Origin of the sequence: Pseudoalteromonas shioyasakiensis, assembly GCF_024518675.1 — a bacterium.
In the GTDB taxonomy this organism is placed as follows: Bacteria; Pseudomonadota; Gammaproteobacteria; order Enterobacterales; family Alteromonadaceae; genus Pseudoalteromonas; species Pseudoalteromonas shioyasakiensis_B.
Genome location: NZ_JANIGL010000003.1, coordinates 37,209 through 63,581 on the forward strand (window position 1 = coordinate 37,209; position 26,373 = coordinate 63,581).

Sequence of the window (26,373 nt, forward strand, 5' to 3'; positions counted from 1 at the left end):
ATTAAACATAATTATGAGTACAATTTGTAATGATAAATCCTGTTTGGCTAAATACCTTTTGCACACTTGTTGAAGTAAATCACTTTACTCGTACTAGCGAGCGCCTGTTTATGACGCAATCAGGAGTAAGCCAACATATCAAAAAGCTAGAACAGCAGCTTGACTGCCAACTGCTTGAACGCCACGGCAAACAATTTACCTTAACGGCTCAAGGACAAAGCTTATATAACAAGGGCAGCCAGCTACTTAAAGATTGGCAGTTTTTAGAACAAGAGCTGCATAGTGATTCCCCTTATAATGGCAATGTAAAGGTGCAATCCCCCGGCAGTTGCGGGCTAAAATTTTATGCTCAATTACTTACGTTACAAACGAAACATCAGCATCTGACGATAGATTATCGATTTGCGCCAAATGAAAGTGTCGAGCATGCCGTTGCTAATCACAATGCTGATATTGGTTTTTTAACACAAGCCCCTACCTTGAGTGAGGTGACAAGCCACAAAGTTGGTCAAGAAGCACTATTATTAATAACCCCGGTAACTTGTGAGTCGCCGACTTGGCAAGCTTTATGCGACCTAGGTTTTATTAGCCACCCAGACGCAAAACACCACGCTCAGCTCTTACTAAGCGAAAACTACCCAGAGTTTGAGCATATTGGCCAAATTAAGCGTACTGGGTTTTCAAACCAAATCAGCTTAATTTTAGAGCCAGTTAGCCTCGGCTTTGGTTTCACGGTCTTACCTGCTCATGCTGTTGGAGCTTTTAATAAACCCGAGCTCATTAAGGTTCACCACCTTGCCAACCCAATTAACGAATCTATTTATGTGTGCCACCATAGAAATCGGCCATTAGCTAAACGCATGCATACTGTTATTGATGCGATTAAAACCATAAATACTCAGCCGATAAAGTAAACCTTTACTGTAATTTCTGTTAAGTTGATATATGAACTCACATAAAGGATAGCCGGTATGCAAATAAAGCAACTTAAAAGTATGAGCCTGACAGGGTTAAAAGTACGCACCTGTAATGCTAATGAAATGAATACCGACACGGCAAAAATAGCAGATTTATGGCAAGCATTTGGCCAAAAGTATGGCCCAAAACTCACCGCTGATACAAAGGTTTATGGTGTTTATACAAATTATGATACGGATATGACAGGTGACTTTGATGTCATAGCCTGCTGTGATGATAAAAATATTAAAGTAGCGGATTCAATAAATGTTGCCACTAAAGAAAGCCGTTATTTAGTATTCAATGGGGAAGGCGAAATGCCTGATGCTGTTATCGACTTGTGGGGTGAAATTTGGCAATACTTTAGTAGTGAAGATTGCGCACACCAACGCACCTATACCAGCGACTTTGAATATTATAAAAGCGATTCTGAGGTTGAAATAGCAATTGCCATAAAAGCGGAGTAACAATACAAAGCAGCTAGGTTATATATACCCCAACCTAGCTGTGTTAACTATTTTCCATAAAGCCAATCAAGCCCTTGAATTAGCGTCGTTGGAAATGCCGTACTATGTTTAGCCCCATCAATAAAATTAACCTGCAACTTAATATGCTTACTGCCATTTTGACGTATCTTAGTCGCAAGCTTGTTAGCTCCCGCAACCATATTTTGACCTTCACCAAACTTAGGGGTTTCTTTACTACCTACTGATATATAGACTTTAATTTCTTGCTTAGGTGCTGTGATTGGCTGAGATAAAATCACCTCATTATCAAACCACACCGACGGACTACCAATAATATAACTGCTAAATAAGTCCGGCTGAGTAAAAAGCACATAAGCGGCAAATAAACCGCCAAGAGAATTTCCCACTAAAGTACGTTGCTTTGGATTAACGCGGTAGTTAGCGTTTATATGCGTAAACACCACATCAGCAATAAAATCGATGTGTTGCGCGGCTTTACCGGTTTCGAGCTGCCAATCCTTGGCTTTACTCGGGGTGTAATCACGTATTCGGCTTGATGATCCTTTAGAGCCTTGCGAATAACCTATTGCAACGAGTATAGCTTCATCCATAGCGCCGCTATTCATAGGGAAACGGGTAGCTCCCGATGCCACTTGAAACGCATACGAGCCGTCAAGTAAGTAAACCACTGGGTATGTTTTATCAGATTTAGCTTTGTAACTTCGAGGCAATTTTATAGATAGGGAGTAACTGAGCTTAGTATTGTGATCAACCACCTCAACCACTTTACTTCGTGGAACCTCATAAGAGTGTTCCGCACTAATGGTAAAACTAGCAAGTGATATAAAAATAAAAAGAAACTGCCTCATACTGACCCTATTTTTATTGTTTAAATTTAGCGCTATAAATTGAGTACGATAACGCTAAGCAAATGCAAATAAGCGCAGGAATAAATAGCGCATTAAACTGAAAGAAATTGAACAAGTACGCTCCGCACGCCCCTCCTGAAACAAACCCTGCTATGATCAGTGAAAAAAGAAAAGCCTTTCTCTTATCAAACGGTTCACCACGCAGCCTTGCGCCAATCATAATGCCTAAATCAGTAAAAATACCGGTCACATGGGTAGTACGAACAACCGCGCCGCTAAAGGTAGTTGCAAGGGCATTTTGCAACCCACATGCCGCTGACGCAAAATAATGTCCATGTACCCAGTCATTTGATAAAAAGTATACTGCAGCAAATAAAAGCAATGCTTCAAGTACTAATAACCCACTATAGTTATGGCCTAACTTTAGCGATCCACTGCGTAAAAACAACCCAGATATAATTGAGCCGATTAAAAAGCTAGCTAAAATAAAACCAAGTTCCAGAACATCACTAATGTTTGAATTAACCAAACCTGAGCCAAATGAAGTCGCTGTACCTGATAGGTGAGAAACCGATTGATGTTTGAACCCTAATAAGCCAATAGCGTTTACCAGCCCAGCAACTAAAGCAAGTATAAATGAGCCATACTCAACCCAACGGGGCAACTTTTTGATCACACAAATCCCTAATTATTATATATAACTTGTAGTTTGCTAGTACTTACATACAAATCATGTGGATACTAATTTATAATATTCGCTAAACCCTGTGAGTATATTTGTAGTCGCAATTGCCGATAAAATTAGCCCCATCACACGGCTAATAACACTGGCGCCACTGCTGCCAATTACTTTACTGATATAGCCAGATAGCAGCATTAATATATATACCACAATTAAAACAGACAGCATCACTAACGCAGTTTGTAATTGTTCCCAAAGGCTAAAAATAGCATTTTCGGTTAACAATACAGCGGTTAAAATGGCCCCTGGACTAGCTATTGAAGGAACAGCAATAGGGTAAATTGCCGTTTCTCTATCTGACTTCACAAATCGCTTAAGTTCTTCTTCGGGCTTGCTGTCACCAAAAATCATGCTCAAAGCAAATAAGAATAAAACAATCCCACCCGATATTTGAAATGCAGGTAATGGAATAGACAACGCTTTTAAAATGATTTCGCCAATAACAACAAAAAAGATTAACACTGCAGCCGAAGCTAATGTCGCCAAAAGTGCAATACGTCGCTTGGTTTTCGCATCGTATTTTTCGGTCACAGCCACAAATACAGGTACCGTGCCGATGGGGTCTATAACCGCAAAAAAAGTAATAAAAACAGCAACAAAGTCAATCATGCACTTTCCCCTATTTTAACAACAGTATAGAAAGTAACACTTTTTATTAATAATTTGGATCAGATAAACGAAATATTTATAAAAATAAAAAATGCACTTTGTAAGCAAACTAAACTGCAATGCAGGTACGGCTAGTGTTGCTTCTGACACTATCTAATTAATTGATGACTACAATCGCTTTAAAGCTTTGATCTAGATCTAGTTTTTTAACATTTATCCTCTATATTAATTTTATCAGGTGAACTTTTTATAAGGCAGGATAATCAACCCATTAAGCTAAATAGTAAGTTGATTATTTTGAACTAAACTTTAAACGTAGTTTTTAAGGTAGCGTTATACATTCCGATACAGGAGCTAAAAATGAGCAATTCAGGTGCGGGCAAATGCCCAATCATGCACGGTAGTAACACACAATCGTCTAAATCCAACACTGATTGGTGGCCGAACGCATTAAATTTCGACATTCTTCATCAACACGACACAAAAACTAATCCCTACGGTGATGATTTTAATTATGCCGAAGAGTTTAAAAAATTAGATCTTGAAGCGGTAAAAACTGATTTAAAAAACCTCATGACGCAAAGCCAAGAATGGTGGCCTGCTGACTGGGGCCACTATGGTGGTTTAATGATCCGCATGGCTTGGCATTCAGCGGGGTCTTATCGTTTAGCGGATGGACGTGGCGGTGGTGGCACCGCAAACCAGCGTTTTGCGCCGTTAAACTCATGGCCAGATAATGCCAACCTTGATAAAGCCCGTCGCTTACTGTGGCCTATCAAGAAAAAATACGGCAATAAATTATCATGGGCTGACTTAATTATTCTGGCCGGTAATATGGCCTACGAATCAATGGGCTTAAAAACCTTCGGTTTTGCCGGCGGCCGCGAAGATATTTGGCACCCAGAAAAAGACGTTTATTGGGGTGCTGAAAAAGAGTGGCTTGCACCTAGTGACGACCGCTATGGTGATTTAACTAAACCAGACACCATGGACAACCCTTTAGCTGCAGTACAAATGGGCTTAATTTATGTTAACCCTGAGGGGGTAAATGGCCAACCTGATCCATTAAAAACGGCAGCGCAAGTGCGCGAGACCTTTGCCCGTATGGCGATGGACGATGAAGAAACGGCAGCGCTTACAGTCGGTGGTCATACCGTTGGTAAAACTCATGGTAATGGCAGTGAAGAAAACGTAGGCCCAGAGCCAGAAGCTGCTGATATATTTGAGCAAGGCCTTGGTTGGAACAACCATAAAACACGTGGCATAGGCCGCGACACTATGACATCTGGTATTGAAGGCGCATGGACCACACACCCGACCAAATGGGACAATGGTTATTGCTACCTGCTATTAAATTACGATTGGGAGTTAACAAAAAGCCCAGCAGGTGCATGGCAATGGGAACCGGTAAATATCAAAGAAGAGGATAAACCCGTTGATGTTGAAGACCCATCAATTCGCTTAAACCCCATTATGACCGATGCCGATATGGCAATGAAGATGGATCCTGAGTACCGTAAGATTATCGAACGATTTAACGATGATTTTGAGTATTTTAGCGACGTATTTGCCCGTGCTTGGTTTAAACTCACTCACCGTGACTTGGGCCCTAAAGCACGTTACTTAGGCGCTGATGTACCAAGTGAAGATTTAATCTGGCAAGACCCTATCCCAAGTGTAGATTACACGTTATCGGATACTGAAATTAGTGAACTTAAAACTAAACTACTTAATTGTGGTATCGCAGCGAATGATTTGATCAGCACAGCATGGGACAGTGCTCGTACTTATCGAAGCTCAGATCACCGTGGTGGTGCCAATGGTGCACGTATTCGCTTAAGCCCGCAAAAAGATTGGCAAGGTAATGAGCCAGAGCGCTTAGCTAAAGTGCTCACTGCGCTTGAAAAAGTACAAGCTGATTTAAGCAAGCCTGTTAGTTTAGCGGACTTAATTGTGCTTGCTGGTACCGCAGCCGTTGAGCAAGCAGTTAAAGCAACGGGTTATGACATTACCGTACCTTTTGCTCCTGGACGTGGTGATGCAACTGACGACATGACAGACGCCGCATCGTTTGATGTATTAGAGCCAATTCATGATGGCTTTAGAAACTGGTTAAAACAAGATTATTCTGTATCCCCAGAAGAGCTACTATTAGAGCGAAGCCAATTGATGGGCCTTACAGCCCCTGAAGTCACGGTACTAATGGGTGGTATGCGTATGCTTGGCACTAACCACGGTGCAACCCAACACGGTGTATTCACAGATAATGTAGGGACTTTAACAAATGATTTCTTTGTTAATTTAACTGATATGAACAACCGCTGGGAGCCTGCAAGTAAAACGACCTTTAATATCGTAGATCGCAGCACCGGCAACACTAAATGGACGGCAACTCGTGTTGATTTAGTGTTTGGTTCAAACTCTATTCTAAGAGCACTTGCTGAGTTTTATGCCCAAGACGATAACAAACAGCGTTTTGTACAAGACTTTGTAAAAGCTTGGGTTAAAGTAATGAACGCCGACCGCTTCGATATTTAACTAAAGCACTAAACCCATTTAAAAAACAGCGCGAGAGTTTACATTCTCGCGCTTTTTTATTTATCGAATCCTTCCGAGAAAACCCATTGTTCGACGCGAAGCGGCGTTGATGGGTAGTTCACAACGACATATACCGAAGACTGTAAACCCCCATTACATAATGAAAATTATTAAAGCCGCAGTTATGTCGATACAGTATCCTCGGCACAGTTTTGCAACGACTTATTTTCTGACATATCAATAATTAAGCATTTATCTGGCAGCGCATGATTAAGATTATCGTAAATACTGAATGCTTGAGTTAGAGCTGTTCTTAACTGACAAAGGTTTTTACCTTTATTGTCACTGCTAGCGGTGCATCTTGTATTGTTACTTAATATATTTGCCATTGTTTGATAAGTTTGCTGAGTTGCTTGGTTAATATCAGCAAATGCAAGTGATCCAGCATTGCGCACTAAGTAAAAGTCAGTGATAAAATCTAGGACTGTTTTAGCCTGTAAGCCTTGGCGTTGTGCTTTAGATAACTGACTATCATCGCTAAACAAAACCATGACCTCTAATAGCGACATATTCAATATTTGCTCACGAAAGTCCTGTGGCCATTCTTTAGGAATAAACCGCCACTGCGCCAATGCGTGTAAATGCATTTTACTGTAACTGTGATAGTCCTTGGCCGTTAAAATAATGTCATCCCAAGCTTGCTCTGGATTGTTTTTTATAAGGTAATCATGCTCTTTTTGGTAAGCACTAAAAAGTAGGTCAAACTGGGCAACATTATCAATAGTAATTGTATCTACTTTTGCTAGCTGTTTATCAAGTGTGACTAACTTATAAGCAGGGCGGTATGCTGCAATAGACGGGGCTTGAATATTAAACAGAGTGTTATGTTCGCTCTCAATGACCGATGTGTCATTCATATGCATATGCCCGCCAATGTGCAGTTTCAAGCCTGTTTCGGCGAGTAGTTTTCGTGTATCACTGTTAGGTTCGCGGGCTAACTGAAAAGCCGTATCACCAAATAACGATTTAATCGACCGAGTTTGACCATCGTAAAACTCCCCCATCGGAAAGTGGCTAAATGCTATCAATGTTTTATTTTGCTGCTTAGCACGCTCAACGATTTCCGTGATCCAGTCTAATAAAAAAGGTTTCTCAGTCAGTACCTTGTTATAACCTGCATTACCTGAACCTTGAAAAACTATAGTGCCATTTTTAAACTGCGGGATATATACATTGGCATCTATAGCAAGCAACCAAAGTCCCTTCATAGGCTCAACTAAATAACTGGTATCAGGTACTAGCTTACATCTATTGTTGTCATTCTTTGCACATTGGGAATAACGACGCTCAGCCAGTGAATCCTCTTTACCAAAGGGTGTTTCCCACAGTAAATCACGATTATCAGGTAACAAACCAAACGATCCCATTATTTCTACTATGCCTTTATAACCTGCATGGGCTATTTTATCGCTGCATATCAACCCATGCTCCTCTTTTATCGATGCTTTACAACGAGGGTGATCAGTGGAATAAATCCCCACTTGCTGGCCTTGCTGGCCCAAAAAGTCAGCTTTACCGCCTGCGCTTTTAAATGGTTTAACTGGATCGTGATTACCTGGAATAGCAAAAAAGCGCATACCATGGTTTTTTGCGTAACTATCAAGAATAGCTTTTAAGCCCTGTAAATGTATTGGTTGACCGTCATCAGTGAAATCCCCCGGTAGTGCGACCAACTTCACACCTTTAGCCGCAATGTCATCTAATGTGGCAATTAACGCAAAGTAATTTTCATTAAATAAACGGGTTGAATGGATCTGCGCCTGCATACTACGAATACTTACAGGCTTTTCTGCTTTACCTAATTCAATGCCTGCAAACCCTTCTGTTGAAAAATCACCATAAATATCATGAAAATGAATATCCGGCACAAAGGCTATTTGCGTATTACTTAGTGGAGTAGCATGTAATGTTGTAGTAACTATGCACAGTATTAAAGGTAGCAATAACTTCATAAAAATGCCCTGCTATCATATTTAAAACAAAAAAGCCGAGAGCGTACAGACTCCCGGCAATATGAGTTTTTATAATTAAAAAATAGCTCTAAAGCCTAACGATACACGTCGACCTGAGAACTCATACATAGTCGGGAAAGCAGGATCAAGAGTATAACCTGTGGTTTCTTCGTCAGTGATATTAATACCTTCAAGCGTTACCTTCATAGAGTCATTAATATTGTAACCTAATGAAATATCTGTTTGCCCGTAAGCATCACGATAAACTGGGTACATATCACGCTCAATATACTCAACATACTTGTCTTTGTAGTTATACGAAATACGCGCATCAAAGCTCTCATTCTCATAATAAAAAGTCAGGTTATAGGTTTCATCAGCGAGACCTTCTGGCGGTGTTGGAATACCTAGATCAGATGCACCCGTTAGTGAATTATCTAATGTCGTGTAGTTTGCGTTTATACCAAACCCATCTAACATGTTGTGAAAACGAACAAACGGAATTTGCGCGATAAACTCAATACCACTGACATCATACGAACCCTCAGCATTCACTTTTTGATAAACATCAAAATCATAAACACCATCAACAGTACCGTTATCATTGTACTTAGTCACACCTTCAACTACACCGGTGAGGGATTCCCGAACAACACCTTCAATTTCTTTTTCAAAGTATGAAACAGCAAGTAATCCACCTTCTTCTAAATACCATTCAAGGCCCACTTCCCATTGGTCGGCATAAGTTGGTTGAAGATCTGGATTGCCATCACGATATTTAAACTCACTCAAACTCACTGTGCGTTTATAAGCAATATCTGTTAGAGCTGGGCGCATGAGTGTTTCAGATGCCGCAGCTCGCAGAACTAGGTCATCATTAAGTTCAAGAGTAAAGTTAATACTTGGCAGTAAGTCGGTGTAGTTACCACTTTTTGAAACTGGCTCTGAAGTGTAGTTTGTTGTACCGTCATCATTTTGAACCTGATGGTAACCTGATGAATTTACATCAGTATCAATATAACGCACGCCTGTATTTAGCGTTGCAGGCATATCGCCGATATCGAAAGCAAAGTCAGCCATTGCATAAATTGCCGTGGTTTTCTCTTCGACTTGATAGTATTGGTCTGGTTCAAAGTCTACCCCAAAGCCATCATATCTAAGTTGATCGCGAGCATAACTATTTGAAACTTGACTCCAACCTTGCTTGGATGGTACTTCAGATAAGTACTCGCCACCATTTACCAGATCTGTAATACTTGTCAGCTCGCTATCAGCTAAGGTACGCGTACCCACCCACGATGTATCACCTTCTGAGGGGCCTGTTACTCGATTAGAACCGTAATTACGCTCTTTTGATTTATCAGTGTACCGTGCGCCAAATTGCACTTTGGTTAACGCAGGGAAAAACTCTAAATTTAACTGACGAGTGAAATCTAATTGCGCAGCATATTTATCATCTGAAATAGCCTCACGATTAACTTCATTGTAGTCAAATAAATAAGCTTCTGGAGAATTATACATATCAAAAGTATCTGCGCTATCACTTGGAATAGTCTCTGCACCGGTACTAGTATAACGCGAACGAGTTGCACGATAGGCTGTGTGCTTTAAGTTTGTCGACTCAATTGATTTATCCGCACCACTGTAACCAATTAAACCATTGATATCCCAATTACCAATTAGCCAATCCATTGCAATGCTGAATTGTTGGTAATCTGTATCACTGCTGTTTTCTTTACTTAGGAACTCATGTTGAGTCGCGGCATAATCAACATCGGTTAAAACAGTAATACCATAATCACTTAAGGTTGAACTGTCGTATTGATTTACGCGCTCTAAAGAGCTAACACTTGAAGCAGCATAGGCAGCAGCATCATACTCATCCTCATGATCGTCAAAATTCCCTAATAGTCCGTCAAAAGTTAAACTAAATTCGCTGCTCGGTTTATATTGTAATGAAAGTGTTGCTCCCCACTTTTCTTGCTCCGTTAAATAGGAACGATCGCCTACTTTATTTAAAAACACCACTCGACTGGTTTCATCGCTGTCGAAGCGGTCATTAATCGTAATTCCCGTATCTCGCTCTAGTACGTCCGCAGCTTGATCTGACTGCCATTGTGATGAACCTGATTTTTCTAACCAGCGTGAAAGCGGACGAAAATCTATTCCAGAGTTACTATCTGTACGATTTGTTCGCTCGGAATAAGCTATCGAAGCAAGAGCCCCCCAATCACCAAACGTATTACTCGCTAGAAATGCAAATTTAGGATCTGTTTGTTCAGAAATTTCGTTGTAAGCACCTTCAACGGATGCCACTAATTTGCGTCCTTCATAATCAAATGGCCGTGCTGTTGTAATTGCAACAGAGCCCGCAATACCGCCTTCTTCATCAGCAGCCGTCGGCGATTTTTTCACCGTAACACTTTGAATAATCTCAGAAGCAAACATATCAAATTCGACATCTCGGCCACCACTACCTGACGCAGTAGCAAGATTATTAATTGATACAAATGTAAACTCGCTTGGTAAGCTACGTACATTAACTTTTTGGCCTAACCCCTTGTTACGCTCAATGGTTACACCTGGCATACGTTGTAGCGCTTCAGCTAAATTTTGCTCTGGGAAGTCAGCAATATCTGACGCCACTATTGAATCTGAAAAACCGATGTTCTCACGCTTTAAATCTATCGCTTTTTCTAAACTCTTAATGTAGCTACCTGTTACGACGATTTGCTCCATCGCTTGTTCTTCATTTTCAGTGTCTTGCGCATATGCAGGTGCGACGAACAGTGCGCTTAATGCTAGTGCTAAAGGTGATAATGTAAAAACTCGCTTAGTCATCATGTTGTTCCTGTTGTAAGTATTACGACTTTAAATTGATTTCGCTTCTAATGACGCAGCTTAAAATTAATAGGGGACGTATTTATTCGATGAAGTTTTTGTGTCGGTTTTACGACAACGACATCATAAAAGTGTCATTAAATCATCATAAAAAAGGTGTCACCTTTGCTCTAGTATGAGCGTCTATTAAAGAACCTAACGCTATAGATAACGATAAAAATAATGCCGCAAACACAGACATCGCCATTACCAATAAGCGAACAAGGCAAACAAAATAGACCACTTGTGAAATGCTTTATTGCCAACCAAGATGCATTGAAAAGTTTTTTTCGTCGTGGGGTTGGTGACGATGCAGATGCTGATGACTTATTTCAAAAACTGCTAATGAAAGCATTAAAAATTGAATGTACTGCACATATAGATAACCCATTAGCTTATGGCTATCGCATGGCACATCATTTGGCCGTTGATCATCATCGAGAACAAAAGAAATCTCCAGAGAGCCTAGAGCACGAACCTCAAAGTAATGATCTTTCTCTAGAAAACCTGCTTGAGCATGAGCAGCGACTCAAGGTGTATCAGCAAGTATTGGCGCAAATGCCTGCGCTACGCCGAGATGTATTTATACGTAGACGCCTACATGGAGAGAGCCGTCAACAAATATCGCAAAGCTTAGGCTTATCAGAAGAGGCGGTTAAAAAGCATATTTCACGCGCTATGGATATGCTCAAAGATGCTATCAGCGCATTTATCGCCGACTAATTGTCCCCTTAGTGCACGTTAAGTCGTTATATTAGTAATAAAGACAGATAGAGAAATTTAATGCATACCCCATTCAAACCTAACGATGAAAGTAATGAGCAGCTTGAAAAAGCAATTTGGCAGGACGCGGCACTCCTTGAAGCATTACAAAAAGCAGATTCACAGCAAAAGTTGGATGAACCTATTGCAATAGCACCTCATAAAAAGAATCCTTTATTGATGTGGGGCAGCGCGGTTGCTGCATCTTTAATTATGGCGTTTATTGGCTTAACTCACTTAAGTGATCCAACAACACAACAAGCATCTACACTTGTTGCTGCGCAGCAGTTTTTTGCAACAAAAGCATCTGATATTACTTTATCGGATGGCACAGAGGTCGCTTTAAATACGCATACTAACTTACTGTTTAATGAGAACGATAAAACCAGGCAAGCCACTTTGAGCAAAGGTGAAGCGTACTTTTCAGTAAAGCGAGATGAACGACGTCCATTCACGATTGATGCAGGCAACGCTACAATTAGAGTATTAGGCACAGCTTTTAATGTTGATAAAACCCTACGGGAAACAACAATTGATGTATTTCACGGCAAAGTCGCAGTTAATACGGCAAATAATTCAAAGCAAGTAGAGCTAGTTAAGGGCCAGCGCGCACGTGTTATTGATAATGATATTGTTGTTACTACATTTAAAGCAACGCACCCAGACTGGAAACTTGGCTGGCTAGATTTAGAGAATGTAACAATTAACGATGCAATTTTTCAACTTAATCGTTATGCCGATAAACCGTTAGTGTTAAATAATGTTGATGCTCATCTACGCGTTAGCGGCCGCTTTAAAACCACTGATGTTGTGGGCGCAGCAACATTGATAGCGCAATTAAATCAACTTGAAATCACTAAATTTGACGACAGTGTTGTTTTAAGCCCCATAGAGTAATGAGTTGGTTTTATTTATCCCCAAATTATGGGTGCTGTCATAAATTATTCATCTAAGTTCTTCACACTTAGAGTTTTATGAGATTAAAAGGCCGTTCATAGATGTTACGTATAAGCAGTTTATTATGTGTAGCACTTGTGGGCCTTAGTTTTACAGCGAAGGCAACGAATTCAAGTTTAATAGAACAACTTACCAGTTTGTCAGAACAATCTAATACAGCATTAATTTACGATACCCAATTACTCAAGGGGCTAGTACAAAAACCAATCCAAGTTACAACTGTGGAAAACACACTTAATCAACTACTTAAACCTCATCGATTAAGCTGGCAAAAAACACCTGCTGGTATCATTATTTTTAAAATACCAGCATCAAATGAAGTGCCCTTATCATCTAAAAAAGTAAATTTATTAGAAGAAGTTACGGTAACTGGGCAGTTACCTACAACGTCCACTATTCAAGCTTACAATACTGATTATCATCAGGCTGTTAGTTATGCGCAACAAGCAAAAAGTGATTATGCAGGGGAGAGTGAAGTAGCAATTGGCGCAATGTTGACACAATTACCTGCTGAAAACCTAGCCGAAGCATTACAAGCCGTACCGGGCTTAAGTATTACTCGTGACCGAGGTGAAGCGCTTAACATCAATGCTATGGGACTAGGTGCTGAATACCAATTAACGCTCTTTAATGGTCGCCGTCTAGCTAATACAGAAAATGTTCGTAACTCAAATCAGTATGGGCAACAACATAGGTTTGATATTTTCAGCGCTGGGTTATTCTCCAATATCACGGTATTCAAAACTGCAAACTCAAGCTTACCAAGTGGTGCTATAGGGGCGACTGTCAATTTATTAAGCGATGACCCACTAGCTTACGAAGAAAATAATCTACAAGTAATGCTAACCGCAGCAACTTTAGAAGATGAGCGTAACTTTCAACCGAGCTTCGGCTTAACTGCAAATGGCAAAAACGACAAGGTAGGTGTTATTTTCAAAATGAACTACGAAAATCGCTTACAACGCCAATATCAGTTTGAAAGCTGGCATTGGGGTGATAATAGTGGTGCCCCGAGTGAATATCAGTGGTCAGGATTAGACGATAAAATTTTAGTACCTACAGACGGTTTAGCTATTACCATCGAAAACGAAGATCGTACTCGCGCCACTTATTACGGCGCTTTAGCATGGCAAGCTTCAGATCATTTAACGCTCAATACACTTTGGTTTAGGTCCGACACTGACTTTTCGTTTGATGAGCATAGACTAGGGATCAACCCTCAGAGTCAAAATGCAATTGCAGAGGTTTCAACACCATTAAATAGTATAAATAAGTTCTTTTTTAATAATGTAAATGCTAAAACCAGTCGTGAAGAGTCTAACTTATATTATGCGAATCAAACGCTGCAAGTAGACGCACACTGGCAACCAAATGAGCAAATACCATTAACTCTTTCTCCTTTTTATAGTCGTAGCGAAGCAAAAAGCGAAACCAAAGAGCCCATCACGAGAGTGCATGCTGCACTTTCCCCTATGAATGCCTACGTTGATTTACAAACTGACTCTGTAAATGACTATAGCTTTAGCCGTAATTTAGGCCTTGTTAATAGCTATTCACATATCAATCAAATGAGTAAACGTACTATCAATGTACTTAATCAAGTGAGTGAATGGGGAATTGATGGCAGCTGGCACAGTTCAACTGAGTCTGGTTTTCAGCATTTGCAATTTGGCTTTTTAAGTTCAACACAACAATATAGTTATACTCGCAGAGATATTAGTTTAGACGCCCAATCTTTAAACGCTTTGCCGAAATTAGATGGCCGCTGGCTTGAGCCAATTCAACATGGCTTTAGCGCTGGTTTTATGAATTCTGAAGTGCAGTCGTGGCTGATCCCAAAAAGCGATTTATTTCAGCTCTATGATATTAATTTACCGTTTAATAATATTACTGATAACGACCAACTTAATAGTTATCAAGTTAGTTTTGAATCAAATGAAGGGTACATATCTTCACGATGGCAATTAGCAAACGTTACTTTAAACGCAGGGCTACGTTACAGTAATACATTAAATGAAACACAAGGTGCTCAACTTACAACTGATGGTGAATTAACACCTTTGAAACACAATCATCACCATAATATTTGGCTACCTTCAATTAATATAAAATGGCAACCATCAACCTATTGGCAATGGCGAACAAGCTATAGTCGCTCGGTTAATCGGCCAAATTATTCGGATCTTAACCCCAAACTACATGTTAACTCCGGTGGTTTACCTTATGCCGAACTTGGTAACCCAAATTTAGAGCCTGTTATTGCTAATACCAGCACACTTTCAGTTAATTGGTTACCAGAGGATTTAAACTTACAGCTACTAGCTTTTAACCATAATATGGATAATTTCATCGTTGAACAAACTAAAACGATTAACTATGAAGGGCTAGATTATATTTCCCTACAACAGACTAACGATGGCAAAGCGACTGTAAATGGTTTACAGGCTAGTTCACAATGGCAACTACCACTATACAGCCCATGGTTTTTACAAAGCCAACTATCTGCCAACCTTACCCATATAACAAATGCTGATGTTATAACTCCTGGTGAAAATAATTTTGATGTTGAAGGGGTATCTGATTGGGCCGGTAATCTGCGGTTTTTGGTCAGTGATGATAAATGGCAAGCCGCGATCAATATAAACTATCGTAGTGACTTTTTAGAACATCGGGACATCAGTAATAACGCTGATATTTATGTTGAAGCTTATACCAGCACTGACTTAAGTTTCAGTTGGTTTTACTCAACCAGTGCAAGTCTTCGCCTAGATGTATTTAATGCCACCAACGAAACTCTTACTCGCAGCGCCAAAACTGACAACGCCAGCTCATTAATGAAAGTAGAAGAGTTTGGCCGCCGTTTTGTCGTAAGCCTGTCACTAGAAATTTAGGATAGTGCTCATCGAAATAATTAAATCTTTAACAGCTGCTTTAGTTTATCTGCGCCTGCGCGGCTGGTACTAAGTTCAGATTTCTCATCATCATTTATAATCACCATTAGCTTGCCGTTAAACCAGCGCTGAATTTCTTTTATGTGGTCAATATTTACAAGGTAACTACGGTGGATACGCACAAAGTTCTGGCCAGATAAGCTGTGCTCTAGCTGATCTAAGGTGTCACTTAAGTGATGTAATGTTGTACCATCGTGTGCAAGGCTATTTCCTTGTTCTGATTTAATAAATTTAATATCTGCTGGTGATAGTAAAAAAATTCGCTCGCCACTTTTACTAATGAGTTTATTAAGTTTGTTGTCGGCTAATTCATACTGCACTCTTTTAGGCTCAGCATTCGCACGTACAATAGCCTGTTGTTGGCAAAGCTGCTGTAGCGCTTTCTCCAGTGCTTTTTTTAGCCGAGCAATGGGGAAGGGCTTTAACAAATAGTCAATTGAGGCATGTTCAAATGCTTGCACGGCAAATTGATCGTAAGCAGTTGTGTAGATGATCAACGGTTGATGAGCAAGTAAATCAACAAGCTCTAAACCATTAATTTCTGGCATTTGAATATCTAAAAGCGCAACGTCAGGTTTAAGTTCGTTTATTAATGAAATGGCTTCTTTGCCATTACTAGCAATGCCCACAACCTCAACGTTATCCATGAGGCTTAGTTGATGAGAGAGCTTTTCTCGTGCTGGCAACTCATCATCAGCAAAAACCAAGCGTAATTTACTAACAGCTTCACTCATAACGCTAACTCCAAACAAACCACCGCACCACCGTGATTACTCAGGGCGATTTTACTATTACCTAACTGGTTGACTCGCTGCTGTATGTTCTTCATACCAACCCCTGAACCGTATCCTTGCTTTAAAACCTCTTCATTAAATCCTTTACCGTTATCGCTAATTTTCACTTGCACACCTTTGTCGATCACAGCAAGCTCAATCTTTAAAACTAAGTTACTCTGCAGCGCGTTATGTTTGATGGCATTTTCAATAATCGGCTGAATAATGAGTGGTGGAATATGAATATTTTTTAGCTCTTGAGGAATAAGAAAATGCACTTGCAACTTTTCACCAAAGCGCGCTTTTTCAATATTTAAATACTTCTCAATAATGGCGAGCTCTTGCTCAAGCGGAATGAGGGTTTGCTCTGCTGTATCGAGGGAGTAACGCAAAATGTCTGCGAGTTCATGCAGTACTTCGTCAGCTAAATCAGGGTTTGTATGAATATACGCAGAAATAGTATTAAGGCTATTAAACATAAAGTGCGGATTTAATTGATAACGCAACGTGGCAAGCTGTGCTTTTTTACGTGAGTGTTTTTCAGTGGCGACTTTCTTTTTACTTTCGATGTAAATACTTAAAAAGTATGTACAAGAGCCCCAAATCAAGCCATTAAAAATAACAAAAATACCAAGAGGTCGGTAATCGTCATATAAACTGAGTAATACATGATCGGTGACAAGATTACCCACAGCCATAAATGTAACGGCGATTAGCCATTCAAAAATTATCTTCGCATAGCCCTTATCACGAAGATAAAAAATTAACGCGGCAGCAGCCCATACAGGTATCCAGTAAAAGGTTACAAACCAAACAAGCGAGGCAATCACGGTGTCACCAGAAATAGGGACTGAATTGGCGATTACAAGGCCAAACGCATAAGCGATATCTACAATTAGCAGAATACAAAAACTGTATTTATAAAAAGGGTGTTTAAACATAATTAAGATTCTTTTTTAAAAACCATAACAAATAAACAAGGCCAAAACCAAACTTATTGATTATGGCCTTAACTGTTTAATAGTAACTAAATTCTTTAATTTCTAATGTGTTGCTTAATATTGTCTCTGCTGCGCTGGGCATTTTGCGCCACATTAGATTAAATCCAGTAATTTTTTGCGCAGACCACGTAACAGAGTTACCAAAGCCAAACTGCTTAAATTCACTAAAAGGAAGGTCGATTGTGTGCCATTGAGCGCTGGGTTTTACTAGCACACTAAAGTTGTCCCAGTCTTTCACATCACTGTGGTAGATTGCTAAAGCAAATGGCACTGTAGACCCTTTATAAGTAAGTCGCACACCGGTATAGGCTGATGCATCTACTGGCTGTGCGTACTTTATTTCAGCACCCGCCCAAGCACCAAAGTTAGTTGGTTTAGCGACCGCAGTCTCAATTGTTAAATACTGGGGACTTGGCGTTAATATAACACTTGATTGGCCACCCATAACCTCATCACTTAACTCCTGCCAAGGTGATTGGCCGTTAAAGTCATCAATACTTTGTTGTGTCTTTGTACTTTGCGCTGCTTGATTACATGCAGGGCCTTGTGGTTCGATTTTAGCATTTTCGCTTAGTAGCTCTTCTCGGTTAACTTGTTGACCCGACTTATAAACCTGTGAAATTGTATGTATAGCGCTTATATCTTCAATGGGGTTTTGCTCTAGCAAGATAAAGCTTGCCTCAAAACCCGTTGCTAGCTGGCCGATATTTTTACTTTGATTTATTGCCTGTGCGCCATTAACTGTTGCTGCATCAATAATTTGTGCATTCGTTAAGCCCGCCTTTTTTAGCGCGTCAATCTCGTTATGCAAGCCTAAACCATGCAACGTGTAAGGGTTGCCCGCATCTGAGCCTGTGCCAATCATAACGCCCGCCTGCTGTAACTTTTGAATATTAGCGTAGGCAATACTGCGTGCTTGCCAGCTGTGCTCTTTCCATTTTGATGGCGCAGGCACGTTCTCAAATAAGCAGCCTTGCAGTTTATTTGGTACGGGTTTTAATAACTCAGATTGCGAGCTTAATGCGTGATTATGTTTTTCATCACTGTGATTATGGTAAACCGCAAGGGTAGGAATATAAGTCACCTTATTTTGCTTCATTAAGGCAATAAACTCATCATCAATCGCTTCACTATTAATACCATGAGCAAGCGCAGTGGCCCCCGCTTTTATGGCTCTTTTACCATCCGCTAATGTAGATACGTGCACAAAGTAAGGTAAGCCAGCGGCTTTAGATCGTTTACCAAGTTGTGCTAATTGGCTATCTGTGAGTGAGCTGCCAGTACCACCAAATGTTTCAATCACTGCTTTAGTAAGATTTGGATTGGTAGCCATATGCTGTTGCCATAATCCATCAATGTCGCTGTCATTACTGATTTCATAAACGCTGCCACCAAATTGAGTGCCATGACCACCCGGGTTGGTAAATAAGGTGCCGGCATAAAATAAGTTAGGGGTGGTCTGCGTCGCTTTTAGTTTTGCCGCTTCATCAAGGGTTTGTTGAAATGAAAACAAATCAACAATATTAGTCACACCTAAGTATAAATTAGCATTGAAATGCGATTTTACCGGTAAATATTGAAACTCTGTGAAATTGCTCCCTGAAGAACCTAAATGTACGTGCAAATCAATCAGCCCAGGTAATGCAAATTGATTATTCGTATTAAAGATATTATCAGCCTGCTGCTTCTCGCTCGACGCCTTAGTAATGTTTACTATTTTTCCGTCATCAATATAAATACTACTCGGCGCAGAAAAGCCTTGCGATTCATGTTGGTATATACGTACGTTATCAACTCGCAAATCAATGGCGTATGCATTCAATTGAGCGACTAAACATAATCCGGTGAATGTTTTTGTTACAGCTCTTGTTATAGCTTTCATTTTAAATTCCTTATCAATACAATTTCTGAGTTGTTGATATGAAATTTAGCGCTTTAAATTACACTATTCAGTAATGTTTGGCTGAACCGACACAATTTGCACTTGAATCGACATTTATTAATAACTTCACTTTTTACCTTGCTCCTTGAATCTTCCACCTCAGCTGTAAACCCCCATTACGTTTTGATTAAAAAAGCCGCACACTAATAATTAGTATGCGGCTTCAGTATTTTACTTTTTTAAATCGATTACTTAGTTAATAAGTTATTTTCAAAAAACTCGGCCATCATAGTGTGATAGTGCAGGGCAGTGCCTTTACCTTCACGTAGGCTGTGTGAACGGTTTGGGTATGAGAAAAACTCAAACTGTTTATTGTGCTTAACGAGTTCGTCAATTAAACGCTCTGAGCCTTGGTAATGCACGTTATCATCGCCAGTGCCGTGAATCAGCAATAGCTTACCCGTTAGGTTTTTAGCAAAGGTGATAGGCGAGGTGTTATCGTAGCTCTCAGGATCGATATTTGGGTTACCCGCGTAACGCTCTTGGTAAATAGTGTCGTATAAACGTATATCTGGCACTGGCGCAGAGGCAATACCCACTTTAAATTTATCACCGTGGCGGAACAGTAAGTTAAGGGTTGAACTGCCACCACCTGAGTGGCCCCACACGCCAACGCGGTCGGTGTCTATTACATCCCAACGTTTTGCCATAGCATCTAGCGCATCAACTTGATCTTGCACGGTGACAGAGCCGATTTTTTTATAAATCGATTTGCGCCAATCGCGGCCTTTTGGTGCACGTGTACCGCGGTTATCAACCGATGCGACAATAAAACCTTTTTGCGTTAACAGTGATTTATACAAGTAGCTATTGCCTTCCCAGCGGTCTTGTACTGTTGAGCCCCACGGTTCGCCGTATACGTAAAACACAATCGGGTATTTTTTACTTTTATCCATGTTCTCTGGGAACATAATGTAGCCATCAAGCTCGGTACCATCTTGCGCATTCACTTTAAAAAACTCATGGCTTGGTAAGCTTTGCTCAGCAAGTTTTTCTTTCAGCTCATTATTTTCAACTAAGGTTTTAACATTACTGTGATCGCTTACTTTAATGATTTCTTTGGTTGGTGGGGTGCCAAATTTAGAATAGCTGTGCATTGCCCATGAGGCATCCTTAGACATGTAATAGCTGTTAGAGCCTTCAAACTCATCAGGGGTTACACGCACAGGTTTGCTACTGCCATCAAGCGGTGTGCTGTATAAATAACGCTGACCAGGATCGTTTGGCGAGGCAATAAAGTACATGACATTTTTGTCTTCATTGATAGTGAGCATATCAACAATATCGTAATCGCCAGGCGTTAGGTCAATAATGCTTTTGCCATCGCGCGATACACGGTAAAGATGACGCCAGCCGTCACGTTCGCTGTGCCAAATAAAGAATTTGCCGTCTTTTGACCAATTGGCTTTATAAAACCATTCAATAAAGGCATCATCTTTGTCTTCTAAAATTTTAGTCAGTTGCTGCTTTTGCCAGTCAAATAACCATACCTTATTGTGGCTTTGCGGGCGGTTTAAGTCTTGGATCATTAACTCATTCCCAGTACCTGCCCAGCTAATACGCGGAATGTAGCGGTCGCGGTTGTCGCCTTCAAGCTCAGCCCAACGGGTTTGTTTGTCGCTAAGGCTTACCACACCAACACGTACTGCTGAGTTGGTTTCACCGGCTTTAGGGTAAGGGAATTCTTTTAGAGTAGGGTAGAGCTCATCGGTGTTGTTGATCATAGTGAAAAATTTAACGTCGCTGGTATCAAGCTGCCAATAAGCAATTGATTTGTTATCTGGGCTCCAACGAAAGCCATCAGCAATGGTGAACTCTTCTTCGTACACCCAATCAAAGTTGCCGTTAACAATAGTGGCGCTGCCATCGGTTGTAAGCGCTGTTACATCGTTACTACCAACCGCTTGCATATAAATGTTGTTATCGCGCACGTAAGCCACTTTTGAGCTATCTGGCGAGAACTTAGCAAACATTAACTTAGTTGGCTCAACGTCTGCACCACCTAATTGCTGTAATTGGTTGGTCTCTAGATTGAGTAACCAAAAATCTCCGCGGCTGCGTGAACGCCAAACTTGCTCGCTATTGGTAAATACCATAAGCCATTTACCGTCTTTTGACCATTGGTAGCTTTCGATTGCCAACGGCTCATCAACGCCTTCTGGGTGTAGCTTTTCAAACTCAACCAACACTTTACGGCCCGTACCGTCAGCATTGTAAAATACAATGTCGTTACCTTTTACGCCGTGCTCTTTGTCGTCATCGGCTTTGCTATTATCAGCGTCGTCTTTTTTATCTTTTTCGCTTTCGCGTTCTTCAAGTACGGTGTAGCCAGTGCCATCGTCTAGCCATTTAAAGTACGTGCTACGTTGTGCTTTAAAGTATTTATCTTTATAGATTTGCTCAAGGGTGAGTGGATTACTAACTTGGCTCATCGCAGTATTCCCTGTGGTATTTTGTGTTACAGAGCAGCCTGATAACGAAAGCCCGGTGAGTACTGACAGTACTAAAACCGAGGATTTAAGTAGTTTCATGTGGAGATCCTAAATGCGCATAGCGCTTATTGTAATTATTTATGTGAGTTATATCACTTTAGCAAAAAATACCTTTAAGATCTGAACGTTTGTCGCAATATAGGTAAGGTTAAGCTCAAAAGCGATAAATTAAAATTTCCTCGTAAATAAATTGTAGGTTGAGCTGCACAAAGTGCTTTTCAGCTTTTTCACAGCGCAACCTTCACTGCAAACTTTAATTTAAGTACCAAATTACATTATTAGCACTCACTTGCCCTTTTAAGCCACCTGCAACAGGCTCTTCACACAATAAGTAAACTTTATAATGCGCTGCATAAAGTGCTTGTATTTCGCTTGCTACGACACTAAAAGGAGGGCCTGCCATTTCATTATGATCATACTCAAATACCGCCAAAAGCTGCGGCGCATTGCCTGTTATTTCAATAAGGTGTTGGCTGTAGTTTTCTCTAATTTCATTGGGTAGGGCAACAAGTGCTGCGCGATCATATATCGCATCAACTTTAGTTAATAGCGACTTGTTAACGTTAAAAATATCACCAACCCAAACAGTTAAATTACCAGCGCTGTAGCATTTTAGTTGATCATGCTTGCTAATAGTGGGGGTAAGCGAAAGCTCACTAAAGAGCTGCGAAATAGCAATTTCGCTTAATTCAGCACCGATGACTTTTAAGCCTTTATTCAACAAATAATGAATATCGTAAGTTTTACCGCACAATGGCACAAAAACGGTACCTTCTTGCTGTAAATTTAACTTAGTAAAATAACGATCTAAATAGTGGTTTACTTCACCTTCGTGAAAGCCAATTTCGTTTTTTTCCCAACGTTCATGCCAATGATTTGCGTCCATTTTGATTCCTCATATTAAAGCTGAAACAAGCTAATTTATAATATAAACAATGATAATCACTTGCAAAAATGTTAGATATAACAAATAAATCAAACTTAAATTGCAAAAGTGGAATCATGTTAGACGATATTGTGTTATTTGTGCACATAGTGCAACAAGGTGGCTTGTCCCAAGCAGGGCAGTACTTATCGCTCCCTGCGGCAACCGTTACACGGCGGCTACAACGTCTTGAATCTCGGCTTGGGCAAAAGCTGCTGCATCGCTCTGCGCGCCAGTGTACCTTGACTCAACAAGGCCAAGTTTACTATCAAAGCTACGCCAGTTTAGTTGACCAATTTGAACAAACCAGCCATCAACTTAATCAACAAAAAGAACAGCTCAATGGCAAGTTAAAAGTACTTGCACCACTTAATATTTGCCATGGTTTTTTAAGGCCAATGTGGTTGTCGTTCACTAAAGCGTACCCTGACATTCAATTAGAGCTTATTTTAAGCAATCAACTAGAAGACATAATAAAAAGCCAAGCCGATATAGCCCTACGAATAGGACCACAGGAAGATTCGCTATTACAACAAAAAAAGCTCGGACAAGCAGACTCTATTTTAGTGGCGACCCCTAGCTATTTAGCTAATAGCACGAAGTTAGAGGAGCCAAGTGACCTTAAACAACACCGTTTAATTGGCACAACATTGAGAAATAATTGGCCACTTACTAATAACCAAACTCGCGCCAGTTACACACATATGTGCCGCTTTAGCAGTATTTATAACGATACAGGCTTTGTGAAGTATCAACTATGTGATCATCAAGGGGTAGGTTTACTGCCGCGCTTTGAAATTATAAACGAGCTTAAAACGGGCGAGTTAGTAAGGGTGTTATCAGCTTGGCAAAGTTTGCCAAGGGAGATTTTTGCTATTTGGCCAAGTGGGCGTTTACTTAGTAAAAAATCGGTTTGTTTACGTGATTACATGCACGCTTTTATTCAACAGCAGCTACCAGAGGGCTAAGTTTTTTTATGCCACTGATATTCCATTTGCTTTGCTGTAAGTTCTGCATGTTCAGGGCTTATCAACTGCGCAACTAACGCTAAGCTCATATCTATTCCCGCAGAAATACCGCCTGAGGTGGTAAATTTACCTTGTGATAGCCAACGCTTATTTGCAATCACCTTTAGGCTTGGAAACATATTAGCCAGATCGGCTTGATCTTCCCAATGTGTGGTAACCGTTAAACCGTCTAATAAACCTGCTTTTGCTAGTAAGAATGCTCCGGTACATACTGAAGCAACGTGCTTTGCAGAATCAGCTGTTTGTTTGATCCAGTTAATTACTTGCGGTTTAATTAATTCAGCAGTATGTACACCACCGACAACAATCAGCACATCTATGGCTGGATGATCAGCAAAACTGTAATGGGGGTTTACAACAAAACCACCTCGAGCTGTAACGAGACTTTTGTGCTCAGCCACCAAAAATACCTGCCAGTTATTATCTGCCAAACGCTTTGCCGTGCTAAACACTTCATATGGGCCAGAAAAATCCAGCACTTCTGCATTATCGTAAATATAAATACCAATGTTCATACTGAGTGCTTCTTAAGTAGGTTTAGATTCATCTAGCTCTAATTGCGCTCGCTCCAAGGTTTCGGCTGGTAACTCTTTTTGTACAGAAACCCCTAGCTCTTTAAACTCAGAAGCTTGTTTAATTAGGTTGCCTTTACCACGATATAACTGCGAAAACGCTTTATCATAGCTTTCTTTGGCTTTATCTAACTGTTTACCTACGCCTTCCATACTTAATAAAAAGCCATTAAGTTTGCTGTAAAAACGTTCCGCGCGGTTTGCCAGCTCTTTTGAATACTTCGTTTGCTCTTCAAAACGCCAAAGTTGTTTAACAATATTCAAGCTAGTTAAAAGGGTAGTGGGTGTGGCAACCAGTATATTTTGTTCAATAGCTTGTTGGTAAATATCGCTTTGATATTTTAGGGCTTCAACAAAGGCAGATTCTATCGGCACAAACATGATCACCACTTCAGGGGAGTTAAGCCCGGGTAGCCGGTCGTATGACTTACTAGCTAGTTCGTTAATACGAGCTTTAACCGCTTCCACATGCTCTTTAATCGCTTGTTGCGCTTGTAAGTCGTCATCTGCATTTACAAAGCGTGTATAGGCATTTAACGATGTTTTAGCATCAATAACTAAGTGACGCCCTTGGGGTAAATACACTACTACATCTGGGCGCAAACGACCGTCTTCAGTATTAAACGAAACCTCACGCTCATAGTCAGTACCAGCACGCAGTCCTGCGCTGTCGAGCACGTTTTCGAGCATTAATTCCCCCCAATTCCCTTGAGTTTTCTTTTGCCCTTGTAGCGCATTACTTAGCTTATCAGCCTGTTCGGTAACCGCTTGGCTTTTAGCTTGTAAGTGCAGTAACTCAATTTTAAGGGCTTCACGTTGTTTTGAGTCTTCAACATGAATAGATTCAAGCTTATCGCGAAACCCTTTTAATTCACCTTGCACGGGCTTTAGCAGTTGTTCTATGCTCTCTTGGTTAAGGGTTTTAAACTTTTGTGATTTGTCTTCAAGGATTTGGTTTGCCAGGTTTTCAAACTCTTTTTTCAGCTGCTCTTTGCTGTCTTTTATATGTTGTAGTTGTTGTTCAAAGTGAGTTTGCTTTTGTTCTAGCACGGTACGTAATGAGTTAAGCTCTACATCTCGAGCATTAAATTCACCGCGTAATGAGGTTAAATCGGCCTCGGCTTTGCGCCAATAATGATTGTACTGCTGACTTTGTTTCTCTTGTTCACTAAAGCGGGTTTTAAAATGTTGTGTTTCGTCTCTTTGTTCTTGGTAACTTTGCTCAAGTAAATCTTGTTCATCAACTAATGCCACATATTGTTGCTGCTTTTCATTATATTGAGTTTGTAATAAAGCAAGCTGATGCTGTTGCTCGTTAAGCTCTTTGTAAAGAGACTTGCGTCGCGCAGCCCCAATCACACTGAAAAGCACAGCACTGAACGTAAAACCTACGCCAACACTAACCCAATCAAAATTTGTAAGTAGCTGTAAATACATAAATAAACTTAATTAACCAAAAGACAATTCATCATAGCGAATCTAAAAATGCCAAGATAGGTATTTTTACTATTTTATTGCAGCGAAAAAATATTACACGGCATTACAAACCCCTTAGTAAAATGCACACAGGTATGTATAAGAATTGAATATAGGTGAAATTTCAATTAGCTAAGGAACTATTTAAGTAAGGGGGTTTTAACACAAGTATAAAAAAGCCAACTCAAAGGGAGCTGGCTCAATATTACTAAAATTAGTAACTAAATGGGAAATCAACATGATGCCTGGGTAAACTGCAATTTAACGCCACGCATAATAGTAGACGCTGCGATTTGCAGTTAGTTCAAAAAATAAATAAAAAAGATCAAACTGACGGCACATATACCCAAGCATAAAAAACACTCAGGCATAAAAAAGCCAACTCAAAGGGAGCTGGCTCAATATTACTAAATTAAGTAA

19 protein-coding genes are annotated in these 26,373 nt (G+C 40.3%); 7 read left to right on the plus strand and 12 right to left on the minus strand.

Annotation, left to right across the window (positions count from 1 at the left end; all coding sequences use genetic code 11):
- The first annotated feature begins 29 nt into the window (after window positions 1-29).
- Window positions 30-914, plus strand: a complete 885-nt coding sequence (locus NQT69_RS09680; protein WP_256827475.1) for a LysR family transcriptional regulator — start codon at window positions 30-32, stop codon at window positions 912-914.
- A 57-nt stretch (window positions 915-971) separates the two neighbouring features.
- Window positions 972-1,424 carry a GyrI-like domain-containing protein gene (locus NQT69_RS09685; protein ID WP_256827476.1) on the plus strand — a complete coding sequence of 151 codons (453 nt, stop codon included), beginning with the start codon at window positions 972-974 and terminating at the stop codon, window positions 1,422-1,424.
- Window positions 1,425-1,471: 47 nt separating this feature from the next.
- On the opposite strand, the gene NQT69_RS09690 is transcribed toward NQT69_RS09685, so the two are convergent.
- Genes NQT69_RS09690 through NQT69_RS09700 form a run of 3 tightly spaced genes read right to left on the minus strand, consistent with a single transcriptional unit; the run spans window position 1,472 to window position 3,644 of the window.
- Window positions 1,472-2,293, minus strand: a complete 822-nt coding sequence (locus tag NQT69_RS09690; RefSeq protein ID WP_256827477.1) for an alpha/beta hydrolase — start codon at window positions 2,291-2,293, stop codon at window positions 1,472-1,474.
- Between the two features lie 13 nt (window positions 2,294-2,306).
- Window positions 2,307-2,969, minus strand: coding sequence for a YoaK family protein (locus NQT69_RS09695; protein ID WP_256827478.1), 663 nt, complete (start codon window positions 2,967-2,969; stop codon window positions 2,307-2,309).
- 54 nt (window positions 2,970-3,023) lie between these two features.
- Window positions 3,024-3,644 carry a MarC family protein gene (locus NQT69_RS09700; protein ID WP_256827479.1) on the minus strand — a complete coding sequence of 207 codons (621 nt, stop codon included), beginning with the start codon at window positions 3,642-3,644 and terminating at the stop codon, window positions 3,024-3,026.
- Window positions 3,645-4,004: 360 nt separating this feature from the next.
- On the opposite strand from NQT69_RS09700, the gene katG reads away from it, so the two are divergent.
- A complete protein-coding gene (gene katG / locus NQT69_RS09705) occupies window positions 4,005-6,182 on the plus strand; it encodes a catalase/peroxidase HPI (protein WP_256827480.1) in 2,178 nt (725 codons plus the stop codon).
- Window positions 6,183-6,364: 182 nt separating this feature from the next.
- On the opposite strand, the gene NQT69_RS09710 is transcribed toward katG, so the two are convergent.
- Entirely contained in the window at window positions 6,365-8,194 is a 1,830-nt protein-coding gene (locus tag NQT69_RS09710) for a metallophosphoesterase family protein (protein ID WP_256827481.1), read from the minus strand.
- Between the two features lie 75 nt (window positions 8,195-8,269).
- Window positions 8,270-11,038: a TonB-dependent receptor gene (locus tag NQT69_RS09715; RefSeq protein WP_256827482.1), complete on the minus strand. Its 2,769-nt coding sequence runs from the start codon at window positions 11,036-11,038 to the stop codon at window positions 8,270-8,272.
- Window positions 11,039-11,257: 219 nt separating this feature from the next.
- Between NQT69_RS09715 and NQT69_RS09720 the strand changes: the two genes are divergently transcribed.
- The 3 genes from NQT69_RS09720 (at window position 11,258) to NQT69_RS09730 (ending at window position 15,684) form a co-directional block, all read left to right on the plus strand.
- On the plus strand, window positions 11,258-11,797 hold the full coding sequence (locus tag NQT69_RS09720) for an RNA polymerase sigma factor (protein WP_256827483.1): 540 nt from the start codon (window positions 11,258-11,260) through the stop codon (window positions 11,795-11,797).
- Between the two features lie 60 nt (window positions 11,798-11,857).
- The gene (locus NQT69_RS09725) at window positions 11,858-12,733 is read left to right on the plus strand and encodes a FecR family protein (protein ID WP_256827484.1); all 876 of its coding nucleotides are present in this window, start codon (window positions 11,858-11,860) and stop codon (window positions 12,731-12,733) included.
- A gap of 101 nt (window positions 12,734-12,834) precedes the next feature.
- The gene (locus tag NQT69_RS09730) at window positions 12,835-15,684 is read left to right on the plus strand and encodes a TonB-dependent receptor (protein WP_256827485.1); all 2,850 of its coding nucleotides are present in this window, start codon (window positions 12,835-12,837) and stop codon (window positions 15,682-15,684) included.
- A 20-nt stretch (window positions 15,685-15,704) separates the two neighbouring features.
- Here the strand turns inward: NQT69_RS09730 and NQT69_RS09735 are convergent, their stop codons facing one another.
- The 5 genes from NQT69_RS09735 to tmpT all read right to left on the minus strand — a co-directional run bounded on the left by NQT69_RS09735 (window position 15,705) and on the right by tmpT (window position 22,838).
- Window positions 15,705-16,478, minus strand: a complete 774-nt coding sequence (locus tag NQT69_RS09735) for a LytR/AlgR family response regulator transcription factor (protein ID WP_256827486.1) — start codon at window positions 16,476-16,478, stop codon at window positions 15,705-15,707.
- Window positions 16,475-17,458, minus strand: a complete 984-nt coding sequence (locus NQT69_RS09740) for a sensor histidine kinase (protein WP_256827487.1) — start codon at window positions 17,456-17,458, stop codon at window positions 16,475-16,477. The genes NQT69_RS09735 and NQT69_RS09740 overlap by 4 nt, the downstream gene beginning before the upstream one ends.
- A 76-nt stretch (window positions 17,459-17,534) precedes the next feature.
- Complete coding sequence (locus tag NQT69_RS09745; protein ID WP_256827488.1) at window positions 17,535-19,400, minus strand: CIA30 family protein; 1,866 nt, start codon at window positions 19,398-19,400, stop codon at window positions 17,535-17,537.
- A 248-nt stretch (window positions 19,401-19,648) separates the two neighbouring features.
- Complete coding sequence (locus tag NQT69_RS09750) at window positions 19,649-21,991, minus strand: S9 family peptidase (RefSeq protein ID WP_256827489.1); 2,343 nt, start codon at window positions 21,989-21,991, stop codon at window positions 19,649-19,651.
- A 214-nt stretch (window positions 21,992-22,205) separates the two neighbouring features.
- The gene (gene tmpT / locus NQT69_RS09755; protein ID WP_256827490.1) at window positions 22,206-22,838 is read right to left on the minus strand and encodes a thiopurine S-methyltransferase; all 633 of its coding nucleotides are present in this window, start codon (window positions 22,836-22,838) and stop codon (window positions 22,206-22,208) included.
- 116 nt (window positions 22,839-22,954) lie between these two features.
- Here tmpT and NQT69_RS09760 point away from each other — a divergent pair, with 116 nt between their 5' ends.
- Window positions 22,955-23,845: a LysR family transcriptional regulator gene (locus tag NQT69_RS09760; RefSeq protein ID WP_256827491.1), complete on the plus strand. Its 891-nt coding sequence runs from the start codon at window positions 22,955-22,957 to the stop codon at window positions 23,843-23,845.
- Here the strand turns inward: NQT69_RS09760 and NQT69_RS09765 are convergent.
- The gene (locus tag NQT69_RS09765) at window positions 23,842-24,420 is read right to left on the minus strand and encodes a DJ-1/PfpI family protein (RefSeq protein WP_256827492.1); all 579 of its coding nucleotides are present in this window, start codon (window positions 24,418-24,420) and stop codon (window positions 23,842-23,844) included. The two genes, NQT69_RS09760 and NQT69_RS09765, sit on opposite strands and share 4 nt — an antisense overlap.
- 12 nt (window positions 24,421-24,432) lie before the next feature.
- Window positions 24,433-25,914 carry a DNA recombination protein RmuC gene (rmuC, locus tag NQT69_RS09770; RefSeq protein WP_256827493.1) on the minus strand — a complete coding sequence of 494 codons (1,482 nt, stop codon included), beginning with the start codon at window positions 25,912-25,914 and terminating at the stop codon, window positions 24,433-24,435.
- Window positions 25,915-26,373: the final 459 nt, after the last annotated feature.